Annotated in this window: 21 protein-coding genes; 8 read left to right on the top strand and 13 right to left on the bottom strand. The window is 32.0% G+C overall.

The window, feature by feature from the left end:
- Window positions 1-73 precede the first annotated feature (73 nt).
- The 4 genes from BUE10_RS07650 to BUE10_RS07635 all read right to left on the bottom strand — a co-directional run bounded on the left by BUE10_RS07650 (window position 74) and on the right by BUE10_RS07635 (window position 2,609).
- A complete protein-coding gene (locus BUE10_RS07650; protein ID WP_073483842.1) occupies window positions 74-397 on the bottom strand; it encodes an iron-sulfur cluster assembly protein in 324 nt (107 codons plus the stop codon).
- A 132-nt stretch (window positions 398-529) separates the two neighbouring features.
- Window positions 530-955 carry a SufE family protein gene (locus BUE10_RS07645; protein ID WP_073483840.1) on the bottom strand — a complete coding sequence of 142 codons (426 nt, stop codon included), beginning with the start codon at window positions 953-955 and terminating at the stop codon, window positions 530-532.
- Window positions 956-957: 2 nt separating this feature from the next.
- Window positions 958-1,383, bottom strand: a complete 426-nt coding sequence (locus tag BUE10_RS07640) for a hypothetical protein (protein WP_073483838.1) — start codon at window positions 1,381-1,383, stop codon at window positions 958-960.
- Between the two features lie 11 nt (window positions 1,384-1,394).
- Entirely contained in the window at window positions 1,395-2,609 is a 1,215-nt protein-coding gene (locus BUE10_RS07635) for an aminotransferase class V-fold PLP-dependent enzyme (protein ID WP_073483836.1), read from the bottom strand.
- Window positions 2,610-2,829: 220 nt separating this feature from the next.
- On the opposite strand from BUE10_RS07635, the gene BUE10_RS07630 reads away from it, so the two are divergent.
- From BUE10_RS07630 to BUE10_RS07615, 4 genes are all read left to right on the top strand, one after another.
- Window positions 2,830-4,179 carry a serine hydrolase domain-containing protein gene (locus BUE10_RS07630; protein WP_073483834.1) on the top strand — a complete coding sequence of 450 codons (1,350 nt, stop codon included), beginning with the start codon at window positions 2,830-2,832 and terminating at the stop codon, window positions 4,177-4,179.
- Window positions 4,180-4,227: 48 nt separating this feature from the next.
- Complete coding sequence (locus tag BUE10_RS07625) at window positions 4,228-4,749, top strand: ATP-binding protein (protein ID WP_073483832.1); 522 nt, start codon at window positions 4,228-4,230, stop codon at window positions 4,747-4,749.
- Window positions 4,749-6,239 carry a PIN domain-containing protein gene (locus BUE10_RS07620; protein WP_073483830.1) on the top strand — a complete coding sequence of 497 codons (1,491 nt, stop codon included), beginning with the start codon at window positions 4,749-4,751 and terminating at the stop codon, window positions 6,237-6,239. Before BUE10_RS07625 ends, BUE10_RS07620 begins: the two co-directional genes overlap by 1 nt.
- A gap of 103 nt (window positions 6,240-6,342) precedes the next feature.
- Complete coding sequence (locus BUE10_RS07615; RefSeq protein WP_073483828.1) at window positions 6,343-6,726, top strand: ASCH domain-containing protein; 384 nt, start codon at window positions 6,343-6,345, stop codon at window positions 6,724-6,726.
- A gap of 61 nt (window positions 6,727-6,787) precedes the next feature.
- Here the strand turns inward: BUE10_RS07615 and sufD are convergent, their stop codons facing one another.
- The 8 genes from sufD to BUE10_RS07575 form a co-directional block, all read right to left on the bottom strand.
- The gene (sufD, locus tag BUE10_RS07610) at window positions 6,788-8,104 is read right to left on the bottom strand and encodes a Fe-S cluster assembly protein SufD (protein WP_073483827.1); all 1,317 of its coding nucleotides are present in this window, start codon (window positions 8,102-8,104) and stop codon (window positions 6,788-6,790) included.
- A 48-nt stretch (window positions 8,105-8,152) separates the two neighbouring features.
- Entirely contained in the window at window positions 8,153-8,542 is a 390-nt protein-coding gene (locus BUE10_RS07605) for a four helix bundle protein (protein WP_073483825.1), read from the bottom strand.
- A gap of 83 nt (window positions 8,543-8,625) precedes the next feature.
- Complete coding sequence (gene sufC / locus BUE10_RS07600) at window positions 8,626-9,372, bottom strand: Fe-S cluster assembly ATPase SufC (protein ID WP_073483823.1); 747 nt, start codon at window positions 9,370-9,372, stop codon at window positions 8,626-8,628.
- Window positions 9,373-9,386: 14 nt separating this feature from the next.
- A complete protein-coding gene (locus BUE10_RS07595; RefSeq protein WP_073483821.1) occupies window positions 9,387-9,875 on the bottom strand; it encodes a flavodoxin family protein in 489 nt (162 codons plus the stop codon).
- Window positions 9,876-9,881: 6 nt separating this feature from the next.
- Window positions 9,882-10,154: a Txe/YoeB family addiction module toxin gene (locus BUE10_RS07590; protein ID WP_071635883.1), complete on the bottom strand. Its 273-nt coding sequence runs from the start codon at window positions 10,152-10,154 to the stop codon at window positions 9,882-9,884.
- The gene (locus BUE10_RS07585; RefSeq protein WP_073483820.1) at window positions 10,145-10,342 is read right to left on the bottom strand and encodes a DUF2683 family protein; all 198 of its coding nucleotides are present in this window, start codon (window positions 10,340-10,342) and stop codon (window positions 10,145-10,147) included. Before BUE10_RS07585 ends, BUE10_RS07590 begins: the two co-directional genes overlap by 10 nt.
- A gap of 15 nt (window positions 10,343-10,357) precedes the next feature.
- Window positions 10,358-11,806: a Fe-S cluster assembly protein SufB gene (gene sufB, locus BUE10_RS07580; protein WP_073483818.1), complete on the bottom strand. Its 1,449-nt coding sequence runs from the start codon at window positions 11,804-11,806 to the stop codon at window positions 10,358-10,360.
- Between the two features lie 75 nt (window positions 11,807-11,881).
- On the bottom strand, window positions 11,882-12,211 hold the full coding sequence (locus tag BUE10_RS07575; protein WP_073483816.1) for a HesB/IscA family protein: 330 nt from the start codon (window positions 12,209-12,211) through the stop codon (window positions 11,882-11,884).
- A 372-nt stretch (window positions 12,212-12,583) separates the two neighbouring features.
- Between BUE10_RS07575 and BUE10_RS07570 the strand changes: the two genes are divergently transcribed.
- The 4 genes from BUE10_RS07570 to BUE10_RS07555 all read left to right on the top strand — a co-directional run bounded on the left by BUE10_RS07570 (window position 12,584) and on the right by BUE10_RS07555 (window position 18,293).
- A complete protein-coding gene (locus BUE10_RS07570; protein ID WP_234984723.1) occupies window positions 12,584-13,513 on the top strand; it encodes a hypothetical protein in 930 nt (309 codons plus the stop codon).
- A 213-nt stretch (window positions 13,514-13,726) separates the two neighbouring features.
- On the top strand, window positions 13,727-14,599 hold the full coding sequence (locus tag BUE10_RS07565; protein ID WP_073483812.1) for an MBL fold metallo-hydrolase: 873 nt from the start codon (window positions 13,727-13,729) through the stop codon (window positions 14,597-14,599).
- Between the two features lie 112 nt (window positions 14,600-14,711).
- Complete coding sequence (locus tag BUE10_RS07560; RefSeq protein ID WP_073483810.1) at window positions 14,712-16,346, top strand: S8 family peptidase; 1,635 nt, start codon at window positions 14,712-14,714, stop codon at window positions 16,344-16,346.
- A 66-nt stretch (window positions 16,347-16,412) separates the two neighbouring features.
- On the top strand, window positions 16,413-18,293 hold the full coding sequence (locus tag BUE10_RS07555; RefSeq protein ID WP_073483808.1) for a M1 family metallopeptidase: 1,881 nt from the start codon (window positions 16,413-16,415) through the stop codon (window positions 18,291-18,293).
- 68 nt (window positions 18,294-18,361) lie between these two features.
- Here BUE10_RS07555 and BUE10_RS07550 read toward each other — a convergent pair whose 3' ends face one another.
- Window positions 18,362-19,564 carry a DUF418 domain-containing protein gene (locus BUE10_RS07550; RefSeq protein WP_073483807.1) on the bottom strand — a complete coding sequence of 401 codons (1,203 nt, stop codon included), beginning with the start codon at window positions 19,562-19,564 and terminating at the stop codon, window positions 18,362-18,364.
- Between the last annotated feature and the right edge of the window lie 113 nt (window positions 19,565-19,677).

The following is a 19,677-nucleotide window of genomic DNA, read 5'->3' as shown; positions in this document are numbered from 1 at the left end:
TCTTAAAGTCGAAGGTCGAAAGTCATAAAGTCCTAACTTTTGACTTTATGACTTTCAACTTTATGACTATTTTTTAAAGCATTCCTAATTCTAATTTTGCTTCTTCGCTCATTAAATCTTTACTCCAAGGCGGATCGAAAGTGATCTCAACATCAACATCTTTGATGTATTCGATTGTTTTTACTTTCTCTTCAACTTCTCTTGGTAAGCTTTCTGCAACCGGGCAGTTTGGAGATGTTAATGTCATCAGGATTTTTACTTCGTAATCTGTATTAACCATTACGTCGTAGATTAATCCTAACTCATAAATATCTACAGGAATCTCAGGATCGTAAATTCCTTTTAAAACTTTTACGATTGATTCTCCTAATTCGTTTGTGTCTATTTCTTGTTCCATTTTTATTTTTTGTTTTTACCATTAAGATATTAAGAAAATTAAGTTTTGCAGTATGCTTAATTCTCTTCGAACTATCAAGAAAATTAAGCTTAGTACTTTATGAATCTTAATGCCTTAATGGTTTAAAATTTTTTAATTTTTGTTTTTTGCATCAAAGGCCAAAGCGTACATTTTGATGTTTTTTATCATCGAAACCAAACCATTGGCGCGTGTTGCAGATAAATGTTCTTTTAATCCAATTTCGTCTATAAATTCAGTATCAGCACTTATAATGTCTGATGCCTTTTGATTAGAGAAAGCGCGAATTAAAATAGCAATTATTCCTTTAGTCAAAATAGCGTCACTGTCTGCCGTAAAAACAATTTTATCATCGTTTTGCTCGCCTTGAAGCCAGACTTTTGACTGACACCCTTTGATTAAATTCTCGTCGGTTTTGTATTCTTCTTTAATTAACGGAAGACTTTTTCCCAGTTCGATAATATATTCATAACGCTGCATCCAGTCGTCGAACATCGAAAATTCGTCTATTATTTCGTTTTGTATTTCTTTAATTGTCATAATTATTCTTTAGCAAAATCAACCAGTAAATTTACCAGTTTTTCAATTTCCTTAGGGGGAAAACCATTGTCGAAACCTGCTGTTTCGTATGTTTTTTGATCTTGAGTTATTTTTAAATTTCCAATCGCAGCACCGTCATAAAAACGTTTTTCAGTTGGTGCTTTTAATGCCGAAAGTTTGTTTAAATCTACTTTTGAAAATTCAGCAACAATTTTGTTCCATTTAGCATCGTCAATTTTACTTTCAATTGGTTGTTGATCTCTACCGTTTGTAACATAAACAGTCTGATTTTGAACTACAATCTTTTTGAAATATCCTCTTGACATTGCAGAATATTCAATTTGAGTTGTAGCCATGTTTGTCTTTTTTTGACTGCAGCAGCCGGTAGCAATAAAAAGCGTTAAAAGCAATAAAGATATTATTCTCATAAAAATAGATGTTAGCTTAGCATTGTTTGTGCCTTTTTAACGGCATCGACCATTTGGTCAATTTCTTCTTTGGTATTATAAAATGAAAAAGAAGCGCGAATCGTTCCCGGAATACAGAAGAAATTCATAATAGGCTGAGCACAATGATGTCCGGTTCTAACTGCAATTCCTAATTTGTCGATAATAGAACCAATATCATACGGATGAATTCCATCAATATTAAACGAGATCACAGAAGCTTTATTTTTTCCTGTCCCGTAGATTCTTAAACCTTCAATTTCAGATAAACGTTTTGTAGCGTAATCTAAAAGTTCAGTTTCATATTCGTGAATATTTTCAAAACCAACACTGTTTAAATAATCAATTGCAGTTCCTAAAACAATTCCGCCAGCAATATTGGGTGTTCCGGCTTCAAATTTATGAGGAAGATCTGCGTAAGTTGTTTTCTCGAAAGTAACTTCTTTAATCATTTCACCACCGCCTTGATAAGGAGGAAGTTTATTTAACCATTCTTCTTTTCCATAAAGAATTCCGGTTCCGGTTGGACCACACATTTTATGTCCTGAAAAAGCATAAAAATCACAATCTAATTCCTGAACATTTGGTTTTAAATGCGGAACAGCCTGCGCTCCATCAATTAAAACTGCAGCGCCAACAGCGTGAGCTTTATCAATGATATATTTTATCGGATTAATAATTCCGAGTGCATTTGAAATATGATTAACCGTAACCACTTTTGTTTTTTCTGAAAGCAAAGAATCAAAATCTTCCAGAATTAATTCTCCGTTTTGATTAATAGGAATAACTTTCAAAGTGGCTCCCGTTCTTTCGCATAACATCTGCCAAGGCACAATATTACTGTGATGTTCTAATGAAGAAACCATTACTTCGTCACCAGGTTTTAAAATAGAAGCAAAACCATTTGTTACTAAGTTGATTCCGTGCGTAGTTCCCGAAGTAAAAAGCACTTCGTGAGCATGTTTTGCATTAATATGTTCTTTTACTTTACCACGCGAAATCTCGTAAGCATCAGTCGCTAATTGGCTTAAAGTGTGAACGCCGCGGTGAATATTGGCATTAATTTCCTGATAATATTTTACTTCTGCATCAATTACAACTTGTGGTTTTTGCGAAGTAGCTCCGTTGTCGAAATATACTAAAGGTTTTCCGTTTACAGTTTGTGAAAGTATCGGAAAATCAGCTCTTATTTTTTGAATATCTAGCATGTCTTATTTAGAAAAAATCTATTTACAAAAGTACTAAAACTAAATTTGTTTATATAGCAATTCTATAATTTCCTTTTATGATGTCATTGTTACAAGGGGTAAATGCTGATTCCGTAAAAATCAATTAAGTTTTCTGAATTATCCGAATCAGATTTATGATTTGAGTTCTAAAATCGTGAACATAAATTATTTATATTGCAATAAAAATACTGACATCATCATGAAAAAATTTCTTAAAGTACTTTTGCTTCTAGTGGTTCTCGCTTTTTTGTATTTCGGATTTACAACTTATCCAAAACTGGATTTAATTTCTGGTTTTTCGGCCAAAAGTGTTGCATCTGGACATTTTATTGACCATCGTCCGTTAGATTTAATCCAAAAAACAGACAATGATATCGATATGATTGATCTGGCTAAAAATTCAATTGACGAAACCGGAAAGTTTGCCACTTCAACCGTTTATGGTTTGAAAGAAAGAAAAGCAATTTATCGCGAAGGCTTAGGTGCGATTTTGATTAATGATGATTTTGATGTTTCAAAACCGTATTTACTTCCAAAAAGAACAAAATTAGAAAACAATCTTCCTTTTCCATACGGAAATAATGAGCCAAAAGATTCTGCTTTCGCGAATGTTGATTACACGAAATTAAAAAGTGCAGTTGAAAATGCTTTTGATAAAAACGGTGGAAGAACAAAAAGAACCCGTGCTGTTGTTGTATTATATAAAGACAAATTAATTGCCGAAAAATATGATACTGGTTTTAATAAAGACAGCAAAATTTTAGGCTGGTCGATGACAAAAAGTATTACAAGTTCTGCTTTTGGAGTTTTGGCTAAACAAGGAAAAATTGATATTTATAAACCTGCTCCAGTTAAAGAATGGCAAAATGACGATCGTAAAATTATTACGATTAATGATTTGCTTCATATGAATTCTGGTTTAGAATGGGAAGAAAATTACAGTACGATTTGCGATGCTACACAAATGCTTTTTCAGGCCGAAGATATGGGAAAAGTACAAATGGATAAACCTGCCCAATTTAAGCCAAACACACATTGGAATTATTCATCTGGAACAACAAATCTTCTTTCCCGAATTTTAAGAAGCCAATTTAAAACGCAGCAAGAATATCTTGATTTTTGGTACAGCGCTGTAATCGATAAAATTGGAATGAACTCAATGATTGTTGAGCAAGATATGTCAGGAACTTTCGTAGGTTCATCTTACGGATGGGCAACGCCAAGAGATTGGTCAAAATTTGGATTATTATATCTGCATAAAGGAAATTGGAACGGAGAACAAATTCTAGATGAAAGCTGGGTAAAATATACAGCAACTCCAACTAATACTTCGGAAGGAAAATATGGAGCGCAATTTTGGTTAAATGCCGGAGGGAAATTTCCAGATGTTCCTCGTGATATGTTTTATTGCAGTGGATATCAAGGTCAAATGGTGGCAATTATTCCGTCTTTGGATATGGTAATTGTTAGAATGGGAGTGAGAGAAGACGAACCTGGATTTGATTTTAATGGGTTTTTGATGGGGGTAATTGATAGTGTGAAGAAATAAATTTGTAATACATTTCATTCTTTTTTATACCTTGCTAAAAAAATATTAATGGAATCGTTTAAAAATATATTTTTCATTGGTGGTATTCATGGAGTTGGAAAAGGAACTATTTGTAAAGAAATAGCATCTAAGAGTGATGTTATACACATAACCGCAAGTGAAGTTTTAAAATGGAGTGAAATCAGTCCTTCTGATAATAAGTTAGTTGAAAATATTTCCTCTACACAAGAAAAATTAATTTTTGGATTAAATAATTTAATGTATAGGGATAAAAAGTATTTACTTGATGGGCATTTTTGTTTATTGAATTCATTGAATGTTCCCTGTAAAATTGATGAAGAAACTTTTGATGTTCTTAATCCAAGGGTGATTTCAATTGTTATAGATGATGTAGAAAAAATAGCTAAAAGACTGGAAAATCGTGATAGTAAAAAATATTGCACCCAAGTTTTGAACGAATTACAGAATTTAGAAATTGAATGTGCAAAATATCTTTCGAGAAAGTATTCTGTTCCATATATCGAGATTAAGGATAATAATTATGAACAGTTATTAAATATCATTAGGTGATGAAAGTTTTGTTAGACACAAATATTATTATTCATAGAGAAGCAAATAAAATATACAAACCAGAAATTGGTCAACTTTTCAAGTGGATAGATAATCTTAAATATTCAAAATATATTCACCCTTTGACTGTTGAAGAATTAGAAAGATATAAAGATCCAAAAGCTCTCCATACTATGAGTGTCAAAATTGAGAGTTACAATTTACTTAAACATCAAGCTCCGTTAGGTGAGGAAATTCTAAAAATAAGTAAGAGAGTAGATAATCAAGAAAATGATATTAATGACACACAAATTCTAAATGAAGTTTATGAAGGAAGAGTTGATATATTAATTTCCGAAGATAAAAAGATTCATACTAAGGCAAATTTACTGGGGATTTCAGATAAAGTATTTCGAATTCAAACTTTTTTAGAAAAAGTTATTTCTGAAAATCCTGAATTAATTGATTATAAAGTTTTAGCTGTTAAAAGAGTTGATTTTGGCGATGTAGATATTAAAGATGAATTTTTTGATACTTTCAGAGAAGATTATGTTGAATTTAATAATTGGTTTAATAAGAAATCTGATGACACATGTTATGTATGTTTTAGTGAAGGTAATTTAACTGCATTTTTGTTTATAAAAACAGAGGGGATAAATGAAAATTATGCTGAAATTAACCCAGTTTTTGAAAAGAAAAAAAGGTTGAAAATTGGAACTTTTAAAGTAACAGCAAATGGTTATAAAATTGGAGAGAGATTTCTAAAAATAATTTTTGATAATGCTTTACAAAGTAGAGTTGATGAAATCTATGTTACTATTTTTGATAAAAGAGAAGAACAAGAAAGATTAATCGAACTTCTAAAAGTATGGGGCTTTTATCATTTTGGAATTAAAACAACTCAAAATGGAGACGAACAAGTTTATGTGAGATCTTTTAATAAAGAATTAATTAATACTGATAATCCTAAGTTAACTTTTCCTTTTTTTTCAAGAAAACAAAATATATTTTTGGTTCCAATTTATCCAGAATACCATACTGAACTATTCCCGGATTCTATTTTAAATAATCAGTCACCAAAGGATTTTATTGAGAATTATCCACACAGAAATGCTTTGAGTAAAGTATATATTTCTCGTTCTTATTTGAAAAATTTGAAAGCAGGAGATGTAATTGTTTTTTATATGACAGGTGGGAAATATAAAGGAGTTGCCACGACATTAGGAATAGTTGAATCTTCAATTTTAGAAATTGAGAATGAGAAAGAATTTATTTCTTTATGTAGAAAAAGGAGTGTATTTACAAATCAAGAATTATCTGAACATTGGAATTACAATAAAGCTAATAGACCATTTGTAGTGAATTTTCTTTACACATATTCATTTAGAAAAAGACCTAACCTTGAATGGCTGGTTAATAATGGAATTGTTTCAAGTTATGAGAACGTACCAAGAGGATTCTCTAAAATAAGTGTGGAGCAATTTGATAAACTTTTAAAATATGCATATTAATGAAAAATGATTAGAAAGGATTTTTAAAAACACGATATTTGCAATTATTAAAAAATACGTTATTCCATTTTTAAGATGGCTAAATCAATAAATATTTTAACTTATGAAAGTAGTACTATCAATAAAACCCCAATTTGCAAATAAGATATTTGATGGGACTAAAAAATTTGAATTCAGAAAAGCTATTTTTAAAAACCAAAATGTAACTTCGGTTCTGGTTTATGCTTCTTCACCAGTACAAAAAGTAATTGGAGAATTTGAAATTGAGAAAATATTTAATCTAGATCTTAAAGAACTTTGGGATAAAACCAAAGAATATTCAGGTATAACAGAAGATTATTTTTATGAATATTTCGAAAACAGACAACAAGGTTTTGCCATTCAAATAAAAAATAAAAATAAATTTGAAGAACCGAAATGTTTAAAGGCTGATTATAACTTAACACCACCTCAGTCATTTGCATATTGGTCAAATGAAAAAAGATAAATTCAAAAACCGATAAACTTTTTAAGCTTATCGGTTTTTGAATTTTATAAATAGAACTTTTTTACAAATCAAATCCTAAATTCACGCCTAATTTCATGGCAATGATTTTAGTAATTCTTTGTTTTAATTCTGGTATTTTGATGCTTTCGATAACGGCATTTGAGAATGCGTACATCAATAAAGCTTTAGCTTCTTTTTGAGGAATTCCACGAGACTGCATGTAGAACATTGCTGTTTCATCAAGCTGTCCAACAGTACAACCGTGAGAACATTTTACGTCATCTGCAAAAATCTCTAATTGTGGTTTTGCGTTGATAGTCGCTTTATCACTCAATAAAATATTGTTGCTTTTTTGGAAAGCATTTGTTTTTTGAGCTTCTTTTTCTACCAAAACTTTTCCGTTGAAAACTCCTGTCGAACGATCAGAGAAAATTCCTTTATAATCTTGAAAACTTTCGCAGTTTGGTGTTGCGTGGTTTACCAGAGTGTAATGGTCAACGTGTTGTTTATCATTTAGAATTGAAATTCCGTTTAACGTACTTGTCAATCTTTCGCCAAAATGATAAAAGTTCAAGTTATTACGTGTCAGATTTCCTCCAAATGAGAAAGTGTGTACATAAACATGGCTTTCTTGCTGTTGAGAAACATAAGTGTTGTCAACTAAATTCGCTTCGCTATTATCGTTTTGAATTTTATAATAGTCAACAATTGCACGTTTTTGAGCAAAAATCTCTGTAACTGAATTGGTTAAAACAGGGTTTTCATTCAAACTTTGGTGACGCTCGATAATTTGAACATGTGAATTTTCACCCACAATAACCAAATTTCTTGGCTGAACCATTAATGCAGCTTCATTTCCAGTTGAGAAATACATAATTTCAATTGGTTTATCAGCTACTTTTTTCTTCGGAATATTGATAAAAGCACCTTCAATCGCAAATGCAGTATTCAATGACGTCAAGCTGTCATCTTTACTTGCAATTTGATTAAAATAGGTATCAATAATCATTTTATATTTTGGTTTGGTCAATGCCGATGACATTAAGCAAACATCAATTCCGTCATGCGTTGTAGAAGATAAATGTGAACTAAAAACACCGTCAACAAATACTAATTTATAAGTATCTATTTCGTGTAAAAAGTATTTTTTTACCTGATTAAATTCGATTGCATTTTCTTCCTTTGGAAAAACCGTAAAGTCATTTTTTAAGATGGCATTTAGCGATGTATATTTCCAAGCTTCTTCTTTTTTGGTTGGGAAACCTTTATTTTCGAAGTTTTTTAAAGCATTTGTGCGTATGTCATGTAAATCTGAATGTACATCGACACGCTCTTCAAAAGCCATAAAAGACGATACTAATTTTTCTTTTAAATCCATTTTGTTTTTGTTTCCTTCGGTGTTTCAGGTTTCAAGTTTCAGGTTTGCCTATTGAAACTTATTCCCCTTGAAATCTTTTTTATTTAGATAAGAGATAAAGTTTTTTATTTTACCGCTTAAATTTTCATAATCTTTTTTTAAAACTTCGAATTTTTGTTCTGAAATATATTCAAAATCAAAAACCCGATATAATTGAGATCTCGTTTCTCCGGCCGAACCTTTTGCGATAGATAGAAATTGTCGAAACTCTAAATTTCCATCTCTTTCAAATCCTTCAGCAATATTATCCATTACTGAACCCGAAGAATCTTTTATTTGATTTTTAAATCTGAGATCTGATCTTAATTCTGTATGAACTGCAATAAGATGAATTTCTTTTGCTAATCGTCGAGCTTCTTTCCAAATTTCTAAATCTTCAAATCGAGTTATTGTCGCCATTATTTCTATTTTAATAATTTTAAGTTTAAACTTACAAAATGTAATTCAACTTGAAACTAAAAAAACATGAAACCTGAAACAAATTAATTTTCTGCTTTGATCCAGTCGTATCCTTTTTCTTCTAATTCGTAAGCCAATTCTTTTCCGCCAGATTTTACAATTCTTCCGTTGTAAAGAACGTGAACGAAATCAGGAACGATATAATCTAACAAACGTTGGTAGTGTGTGATAACAATGATTGCGTTTTTATCGCTTTTTAATTTGTTTACACCATTTGCAACAATTCTTAAAGCGTCGATATCAAGACCAGAATCTGTTTCGTCTAGGATAGCTAATTTTGGCTCTAACATTGCCATTTGAAAAATCTCATTTCTTTTTTTCTCTCCTCCAGAAAACCCTTCGTTTAGGGAACGAGATAAAAATTTACGATCAATTTCTAATAATTCAGATTTCTCACGAATTACTTTCAACATTTCGTTTGCCGGCATTTCTTCTTGTCCGTTTGCTTTACGAGTTTCGTTAATCGCCGTTTTCATAAAGTTAGTAACGCTAACTCCAGGAATTTCTACAGGATATTGAAACGAAAGAAAAACACCTTTATGTGCTCTTTCTTCAGGAGCAAGATCAGCAAGATCTTCTCCGTCAAGGAAAACTTCTCCGTCAGTAACTTCGTAGTTTTCGTTTCCGGCAATTACAGCCGAAAGTGTACTTTTTCCAGAACCATTTGGTCCCATGATAGCGTGTACTTCGCCAGCTTTAACTTCTATGTTAATTCCTTTAAGGATTTCTTTATCACCAATTCCGGCGTGAAGGTTTTTTATTGATAACATTGTTTTTTTTTATTTTATATAAATGTCAATTCTATTTTTGTTTGTTGGTTTAGGATATTGGCATTAAAATGCGCGTGTCCTAAATATTCCATGCCTAAATAATCGGCTGTTTTTTTAAACGGAATGTAGAAACTTTCTTCGATTTCATTATCGTGTGAATTTGATATCACGCCAATTTTCTTTCCTCTAAGTTTTCTTCCGGTTTCTTTTTCAATTCGGATTAAATCTGAAAACCGATCAAAAAAGACCTTCATGATTCCGCTCATATTGTACCAATAAATGGGCGTTGCAAAAATGAAAGTGTCATGATTTTCGATAATTCTTTTAATCAAAGGCAAAAAATCATCTTCTATATTTTTGCTTTCGTAATCATAATACGAAATATTATAATCACTTAGATTTACTACATCAATATTGTATTCTTTAGCGATTTCATCTACAATTCTTGTTGTATTTCCATTTTTTCTGGAAGAACCTAAAATGATGACTTTTTTATTTTCCATTAATACTTATTCGTAATGCCCTTTCAATGAAAGAATATTTAGTATTTCTATATTGTTTTCTTCTGTTATTCTGTAAATAATTCTATGCTCCTTATCAATTCTCCTTGACCATCTTCCAGATAATTCATATTTTAATTGTTCTGGTTTTCCAAGTCCTTCGTATGGATGAAGCAAAATATCTTCAATTAAACTTGTAATCTTTTTCATTATTGATTTGTTTCCAGATTTCTTCCAAAAAAGAATGTCTTTTTGTGCCTTTTCAGAATAAATTATTTCCACAAATCTTCAACTTTTATTTTAACTCCTTTTCCTTCTTCAATACTTTTCTCAGCATTAAGAATCTCTTTTACAAATTCAGGATTATATGGCTTTTCTTTTTCTTCAATAATTTCAAAACCAAGAGATTTTGCCAACGATTTTAAAACCGGAAAATCTTTCTTCTTTACATTTTTTAAGATGATGTCCATAATAATTGCTTTTGATTATCCTACAGAACCTTCTAAAGAAATCTCTAATAATTTTTGAGCTTCAACCGCAAATTCCATTGGAAGTTTGTTCAATACATCTTTACTGAAACCATTTACAATTAAGGCAATCGCTTTTTCAGTTGGGATACCTCTTTGGTTGCAATAAAAAACCTGATCTTCTCCAATTTTACTTGTAGTTGCTTCGTGCTCTATTTTTGCTGATGGATTTTTACTTTCGATATAAGGGAAAGTATGCGCGCCGCAATTGTTCCCCATTAAAAGAGAATCACATTGTGAAAAGTTTCTTGCGTTTTCAGCTCTTGGGCTAATTTGCACTAATCCACGGTAACTGTTTTGTGATTTACCAGCCGAAATACCTTTAGAAATAATAGTCGATTTAGTATTTTTTCCTAAATGGATCATTTTTGTTCCCGTATCAGCTTGTTGATAATTATTGGTAACAGCGATAGAATAAAATTCTCCTACTGAATTGTCTCCTTTAAGTACACAAGAAGGATATTTCCAAGTTACAGCAGAACCAGTTTCAACTTGTGTCCAAGAAATTTTAGCGTTTGTTTCGCATAAACCTCTTTTGGTTACGAAGTTGTAAACCCCGCCTTTTCCTTCTTTGTTTCCAGGGAACCAGTTTTGAACGGTAGAATATTTAATTTCAGCATCGTCAAGGGCGATTAATTCAACCACAGCAGCGTGTAATTGGTTTTCATCACGGCTAGGAGCTGTACATCCTTCAAGATAAGAAACATAACTTCCTTCATCTGCAATAACAAGAGTTCTTTCAAATTGTCCGGTTCCTGCCTGATTGATTCTGAAATAAGTTGAAAGTTCCATTGGGCAGCGGACGCCTTTTGGAATATAGCAGAAACTTCCGTCAGAGAAAACAGCTGAGTTTAATGCTGCATAGAAGTTGTCTTTTTGAGGTACAACAGTTCCTAAATATTTACGAACTAATTCCGGATGTTCTTTGATAGCTTCAGAAATTGGACAGAAAATAATTCCTTTTTCTCCCAATGTTTTTTTGAAAGTTGTTGCTACAGAAACTGAATCGACAACAATATCCATAGCGACATTGTTCATCATTTTTTGTTCATCGACAGAAATTCCAAGCTTTTTGTACATCTCTAATAATTCCGGATCAACATCATCCAAAGTTTTGTTAGGATCTACTTGTTTTGGAGCCGAATAATAAGAAATTGCCTGAAAATCGGGTTTTTCATAACGTACGTTTGCCCATTCTGGCTCAATCATTTCTTTCCACGCTCGAAAAGCCTCGATGCGCCATTCGGTCATCCATTCCGGTTCTTCTTTTTTAAGCGAAATAGCTCTTACAATTTCTTCGTTTAAGCCAATAGGGAAAGTGTCAGATTCTATATTAGTATAAAATCCGTATTCATATTCTTTGGTTTCGAGTTCGATTTTTAAATCGTCTTCTGTGTATTTGCTCATTGTTTTTTTATTGTCTAATAGTTTTAAAGTCCAAAGTTTGAAGTCAATTTAGTCTTTATGACTTTTGGCTTTTGACTAAAGAGAGAATGATTCGCCGCAGCCACAAGTTCTGCTTGCATTTGGATTATTGAAAACGAATCCTTTTCCGTTTAATCCGCCAGAAAATTCTAAAATAGTTCCGGCTAAATATAGAAATGATTTTTTTTCAACTGCAATTTGTATATCATTGTCTACGAATACTTTATCATCATCGCCTTTGGTTTTATCAAACTTTAAATCATAAGACAAACCAGAGCATCCACCACTTTTTACGCCTACTCTTACGTAGTCGTTTGCGGCGTCAAAACCATCATCTGTCATCAAATCGATGATTTTCTTTTTGGCTGTATCAGAAACCTTTATCATTGTTTATGGTATTTGTTTTTAAAGATCATTTTAATCTGCATTTAAATAGTAATCAAATTATTACATAAAATTTAAACGCTAATTTCAATGTTCAAATGAAATTATCTGCAAAGATACGACTTAAAAACCTTTTTCCATAACGGTTCACATTATTATAACAAATGTTAAAATAGACAGAAGTTATTTTTGCATAAAAGCCCTTTATTGAGTGACTTTTATTTTACAAGGGATTTTGTTTTTGAACGAAAAGTCAGATGATTTTGTAAAATACTGATTTAGTGTGTTTTAAGTTATTGTAAATAAGATAAAAAACCGTATTTCTACTTGTTCTATCGAATAATTTAATAGTATTTTTGTAATAAATTGTGATGAATGATGAAGAAAAATTACACAAACGAATGGATCAGGGCACTTTTAGCAATATTCTTTATTTTTGGAATAGGTGCTACTTTTTATATATTTAGTAAAGAACTAAAAGACGAGGCAGACAAGGAAGAAGCAAGCAATAAAAAAATTAAAATTGTCAATAACAATAAGGAATACACTGCTCAAAAAAGTATTCTTGACTCTTTGAATGTTTTGAAATTAGAATATGATGTTGCAATTTTAGAAAAAACGGTTCTTTCACAGCAATTGGCATTTGAAAAAAAGAATGTCGAAAATTTAATGGAAATTATAAAAGCATCTGAAAATCCTTCGAATACTCAAATTCAAATTTTTAGAAAACAGCTTTCAGATATGCAGACAGCATTAGCCTCTAAAGTTGCAGAAATAAAAAATCTAAAATCTCAAAATAAAAGCCTGCTTACTGAAATTGAATCTCAAAATGTTGTAATGTATAAGCAAAAGGCAGAAAATGATACTTTAATCTTAAAGCAAAAAAAGTTAGAATCGACAATAAAAGATGCTTCTAAACTGGTTTTAAATAACTTTAAAGTAATTGCTCTTCGTGAAAAAAAATCGGGAAAAGAGCAGGAAACAGATAGAGCAAAAAACACTAATAAACTAAAAGTAAGTTTTTCGGTTAACGGAAATGCGGTTGCTAAAACAGGAAAAAGAGTGTTTTATATTCAGGTTTTAGACCAAAAAAATACTGTTTTGGGCGAAAATAAATTAATAGAATTTGGTAACGATAAGGCTTTGGTTTATAGTTTTATTGTGGCTGCCGATTTTCAGGGAAAGTCTTTAAATGTATACGGAATTTTAAATTCTGACGAAAATCAATTTAAAAAAGGAACTTACTTTGTCAACTTCTTCGACAAACAAGAAATAATGGGAAGCGCTTCAATTACTTTGGAATAAAAGTATTTTTTTAGCCCACTGATTTAACTGATCTAACAGGTTTACACAGAATCATTTAATTAGATGCGTAGCTAAAAATAAAAACACAGTGGAAATCCGTTAGATCGGTTAAATCTGTGGGCAATGTATATCGTGAGAGAAACATTATTTTAAGAATGCCTAGCAAAAGGAATTTGGATTTCCTAGCTTTGTTTTCTTATTAAATTTAAACTCATGAAACTTTACCCTATAGAATCCGGAAATTTTAAATTAGATGGCGGCGCTATGTTTGGCGTTGTTCCTAAAACTATTTGGAATAAAACCAATCCGGCCGACGAAAATAACCTTATTGATATTGCAGCGCGCTGTTTACTTATTGAAGATGGAAACCGCCTCATTTTGGTTGACACCGGAATGGGCGATAAGCAATCGGAGAAATTCTTTGGATATTATTCACTTTGGGGATCACATTCTATTGATAAATCATTGGCAAAATATGGTTTTCACCGAGATGATATTACAGATGTTTTTATGACGCATTTGCATTTTGACCATTGCGGAGGAAGTGTTCAATGGAATTCTGATAAAACTTTTTATGAGCCTGCTTTTAAAAATGCAAAATTCTGGACAAATGAAAATCACTGGAATTGGGCAACAAAACCTAATCCTCGCGAAAAAGCTTCTTTTCTCAAAGAAAATATTATCCCAATGCAGGAAAGCGGACAATTGAATTTTATTGAAAGACCCGAAAGCGATTTTGGTTTCTCAAATGAATTAGGTTTCGGAATTTTCTATGCAGATGGTCATACCGAAAAACAAATGATTCCGCATATTCAATATCAGGATAAAACCATAGTTTTTTGTGCCGATTTATTGGCTACAGCAGGACATCTCCCGCTTCCGTATGTTATGGGTTACGACACAAGACCATTATTAACAATGCCAGAAAAAGCTAAATTTTTAAATGCAGCCGCAGATAATAATTACTATTTGTTTTTGGAACACGATGCCCACAATCAAATTATAACTGTTGAGCATACTGAAAAAGGAGTGAGATTAAAAGACGTTTTTACTTGTGAGGATATTTTTATGAATAATATATATTAACATTCATAAAATTCTCTATAATTTCATAACACAGTGTTAACAGTTAGCTTTTTGTAACAAAAAAGCATAATTTAGACCCCACTTTTAACTTTTACAATTATATTCTAGATACATGAGTCATATAAAACCTCTCAAATTATCTGCTTTTGCATTACTTGTTTTAGCAGGTTGCAGCGCAACTTTACAAGCGCAAGTTTCAACTTCTAAAGAATTTATTACAGCGCCTTTAGCAGTTGTAAAAAAAGCTCCGGTCAGTGAAAATGAATTAAAAAGATGGAGTCATCTTGATTTAATAAAAGATTCTATTCCGGGAATGAGTGTTGATAAGGCTTACGCCGAATTACTTCAGGGAAAAACAGGTAAAAAAGTTATTGTAGGAATTGTAGATTCTGGTGTTGATATTGAGCACGAAGACCTTAAAGGAATGATTTGGACTAATCCAAAAGAAATTCCAGGAAACGGAATCGACGATGATAAAAATGGATTCATTGATGATGTTCACGGATGGAATTTCCTTGGAAATGCTGTTGCCGAAAATCTTGAAATGACCCGTATCATTAAAAAGAAAGATGATGGTTCTGCAGAATATAAACAAGCCTTAGAGCAGTATACAAAAAAATACGAAGAAGTTTTAAAGGACAAAGAGCAAGTAGATTTTTTACTTGATGTTCATGCTACAATCAAAAAAGAGCTTAATAAAACAACATATAAAGTTGAAGACTTAGCAGCAATTACTTCTACAGATCCAAAAGTGGCAAGAAGTAAAATGATCATGACTCAAGTTTTCACAAACGCAGGTCCAACTTTTGATCCTGAAGCTGATTTTGAAGAATACAGAGAACAAGTTTACGATCAGTTAAACTACAACTTAAACAAAGAATTTGACGGAAGAAAAGTGGTAGGTGATAATCCTGAAGATATTAAAGACAAACGTTATGGGAATAATATTGTTTTTGGTCCGGATAAAGAAAAAGCACTTCACGGAACTCACGTTGCCGGAATCATTGCGCAGGTTCGCGGTAATAATTTAGGCGGCGACGGAGTAGCAAACAATGTTGAAATCTTAACGGTAAGAGCAGTTCCTGATGGAGACGAATACGATAAAGATATCGCTCTTGCAATTCGTTATGCGGTTGACAATGGTGCAAAAGTAATCAACGGAAGTTTCGGAAAAAGTTTTTCTCCGCACAAACAATGGGTTTACGATGCTATTAAATATGCAGCAAAAAAAGATGTTTTAATTGTTCACGCAGCGGGTAACGATGGTTACAATATCGACGAAACAAAAAATATTAATTATCCAAACGATTCGCAGGACAATATCAAAGAATTTGCAGATAACGTAATTACAATTGGAGCTATTAACAAACAATATGGAGAAACTGTTGTGGCAGGATTTTCAAACTTTGGAAAAATAAATGTAGACGTTTTTGCTCCGGGTGAAGAAATTTATGCAACTGTTCCAAACAACAAATACAAATACTTACAGGGAACTTCAATGGCGTCTCCAAATGCGGCAGGTGTTGCAGCATTGATTCGTTCTTATTATCCAAAATTAAAAGCATCTCAGGTAAAACATATTTTAATGGATTCTGGAGTTGCGCTTCCTGAAAAAGTGGTTCTTGGCGAAAGCGAAAATCCAGATCAAAAACCAACAGCGGTTTCTTCTGCAGAATCATCAAAAACAGCAAAAATGGTAAATGCTTATAACGCTTTATTAATGGCTGAAAAAATGTCGAAGAAATAAACAATATACAGAATACTAATCCAATGGAAGAGCCGCAGCTCTTCCATTTTCATTATTAAAATTAACATGCGAAAAATTATTTTACTTTCTTTTTTGAGCTTAGGTTTAAACGCTTCTTTTGCCCAAAGCGCCCCATATTGGCAGCAGCATGCCGACTATAAAATGGAGGTTTCAATGGATGTAAAAAACTATCAGTACAAGGGAAAACAAGAATTGGTTTATACCAATAATTCTCCTGATACCTTAAGAAAAGTGTTTTATCATTTATTCCCAAATGCTTTTCAGCCGGGAAGTGAAATGGACGCTCGTCTTCATTTTATCAAAGATCCAGACGGAAGAATGGTAAATAAAGTAAAAACTGCTGACGGAAAAGAAGTAAAACAAAGCCGTATTGAACCTTTGAAGCCAAACGAAATTGGGTATTTAAAAATTTCTGATTTCAAACAAGATGGAATTTCAGCTCAAACAAGAGTTTCAGGAACTGTTTTAGAAGTGATTTTACCAAAACCGATTTTGCCAAATTCAAAAACCATTTTTACATTAGGTTTTGATGGTCAGGTTCCAGTACAAATTCGTCGTTCTGGAAGAAACAATTCTGAAGGGGTTGAACTTTCAATGTCACAATGGTACCCAAAATTAGCCGAATTTGATTTTGAAGGATGGCACGCAGATCCATACATTGCAAGAGAATTTCACGGTGTTTGGGGTAATTTTGATGTAAAAATTACAATCGATAAAGACTATACAATTGGAGGTTCAGGATATTTACAAGGCAAAAACACAATTGGCCACGGTTACGAAGATGCTGGCGTAACAGTTGTTTATCCAAAAAAAGCAAAAACATTAACATGGCATTTTATTGCGCCAAATGTGCATGATTTTACTTGGGCAGCAGATAAAGAATACACACATGATATTGTAAAAGGACCAAACGATGTCGATTTGCATTTCTTCTACAAAAACAATGAAAAAACAACTGCAAACTGGAAACAGTTAGAACCATTAATGGTAAAAGTAATGGATTATTACAACCATAGAGTTGGAGCATATCCATACAAACAATACTCTTTTATTCAGGGCGGAGACGGCGGAATGGAATACGCAATGTGTACTTTGATGTTAGGAAACGGAACTCTTGAAGGAATTCTGGGAACTGCAACTCACGAATTAGGACACTCTTGGTTCCAGCATATCTTAGCTTCAAACGAATCAAAACACCCTTGGATGGATGAAGGTTTTACAACTTACATTGAAGACAGTGCTTTGAATGAATTAAAAGGAGATAAAAAAGAAGCAAATCCGTTTAAAGGAACTTATGCAGCATATTACAGTTTAGTTAATTCTGGAAAAGAACAGCCGCAGACAACGCACGGAGATCGTTACGATGAAAACCGTCCTTACAGTATTTCATCTTATGTTAAAGGATGTATCTTTTTGGCACAATTAGAATATGTAATTGGAAAAGAAAATCTGGATGCCACTTTAAAAAGATATTTCAACGACTTTAAGTTCAAACATCCAACTCCAAACGATATCAAAAGAACTGCAGAGAGAGTTTCTGGAGCAGAGTTAGATTGGTATTTAATCGATTGGGCACAAACTACTAATACAATTGATTACGGAATTAAAGACGTTGCAGATAATTCAGGAAAAACAACAATTACTTTAGAAAGAATTGGAAGAATGCCAATGCCAATCGATTTAAAAATAGAGTATACAGACGGAACTTCTGAAAACTTCTACATTCCTTTAAGAATGATGAATTTCATTAAACCAAATCCAAACCCGAACGAAAAAAGAACAGTTGTTGAGGACTGGGCTTGGGCAATGTCAAACTACAGTTTTACAATTGACAAGAGCAAAACAGCAATCAAAAAAATCACGATTGATCCAAGTGGATTAATGGCTGATGTAAAACCTGCAAATAATGTTTTTGAAGTGAAATAATTTACCTGATAAAATAAAAAAAGCCCTTAAAATTAATTTTTTAAGGGCTTTTTTATTTAGTAATAAACCTATAAAACAGGCTTTATGTCAGTTACAATGTCGTTTTGGACAGTCCTTTTTAAAGGAAACATTTTTCTGTAACTTAAAACCCTCCATAACCATTCAACCGGGCCATAATTGAATTTTGAAAGCCACCATTTGCTTATGAACAACTGAATTGTAAAAACAAAAACAGCTAAGAAAAAGTAAAACCAATACGGCAGCGTATTGTAAATTTTGAAACCAATTCCGGAGAAAAGAAAACACGCAATAATATTTTGCATTAAATAATTGGTCAGCGTCATTTTACCGCTTACTCTAAAATAGCTGAAAATGGTTTTCAGTTTTCCGCTGGTATATAATAAACAAATTCCAGACGAAATACAGAACATGGTATTTATTATGATCCAAAAAATAGGATGAAAAACCGTGAAAATTATTTTCTGCTTAATGGCAATTTGAAAAAGAACACCTGAAATTATGGCTAGAATCAATGTAATTAAAAATGCTCTTTTTAATAGTTTTTTAAATTCTGGTAAACGATTAAAAAAGTTAATTTTTTGAGCGTAAAAACCTAAAAGCATAAGCGCAAACATCACAACATGAACCGTAACAGCATAAGCAAGATTAATCATTTCCTGATAATAAGTTCCCAGTAAATTAAATTGAAATACATCCAGCCAATTATCAGAATAAAATAATTTTAAGTATTTAGCAGTAGACTGTACATCTGGTAATGTTTGTTTTATCGAATTAATATAAGCAGTAAGAAACGGAACAGTTAATAAAAGAATTCCAGATGTTATTAAAATTGTTTTTGGAGAACTTCTGTAAAAGAACAAAAGTAATAAACCTAAAAAAGCATAATCTTTTAAGATATCGCCCAGCCAAAAAGCAGAATTTATAAAAGCAAAAAGAAATAGAATAAACATTCTCCAGCAAAAAAACGAAACAGGATTTTTACCTTTTTCGGCAACATTATTAATAAGAACAGCAAATCCGTAACCAAATAAAATGCTCAACAAAGTCCAGGATTTAGCAGAAAAAAAGTAGAGATTGAAATAACTGATAATCTCAGAAAAAATCCCTTTTTTCATGATAAAACGCTCTAATCCGATGTATCGAAAATCAACATAATTTCCTATTGCAACTCCTAATAAAGCCCAGCCCCGTAAAATATCTACAATAGCGGTTCTTTTATCTTCCTGAATGGGCTGAAATGAATTTGTCATAAATTAAAATGGTTTTTTGGGGTATAAAATGTTGGGTTTAATATATTCAAATGTAAGGAAATAATCAGAAAATAAATTTTTATAACATTGTGTAAAATCAAAATAAGACATAA

Source organism: Flavobacterium sp. CF108, assembly GCF_900129795.1.
Taxonomy (GTDB): Bacteria; Bacteroidota; Bacteroidia; order Flavobacteriales; family Flavobacteriaceae; genus Flavobacterium.
This window is presented reverse-complemented; position numbering and strand designations above follow the sequence as displayed.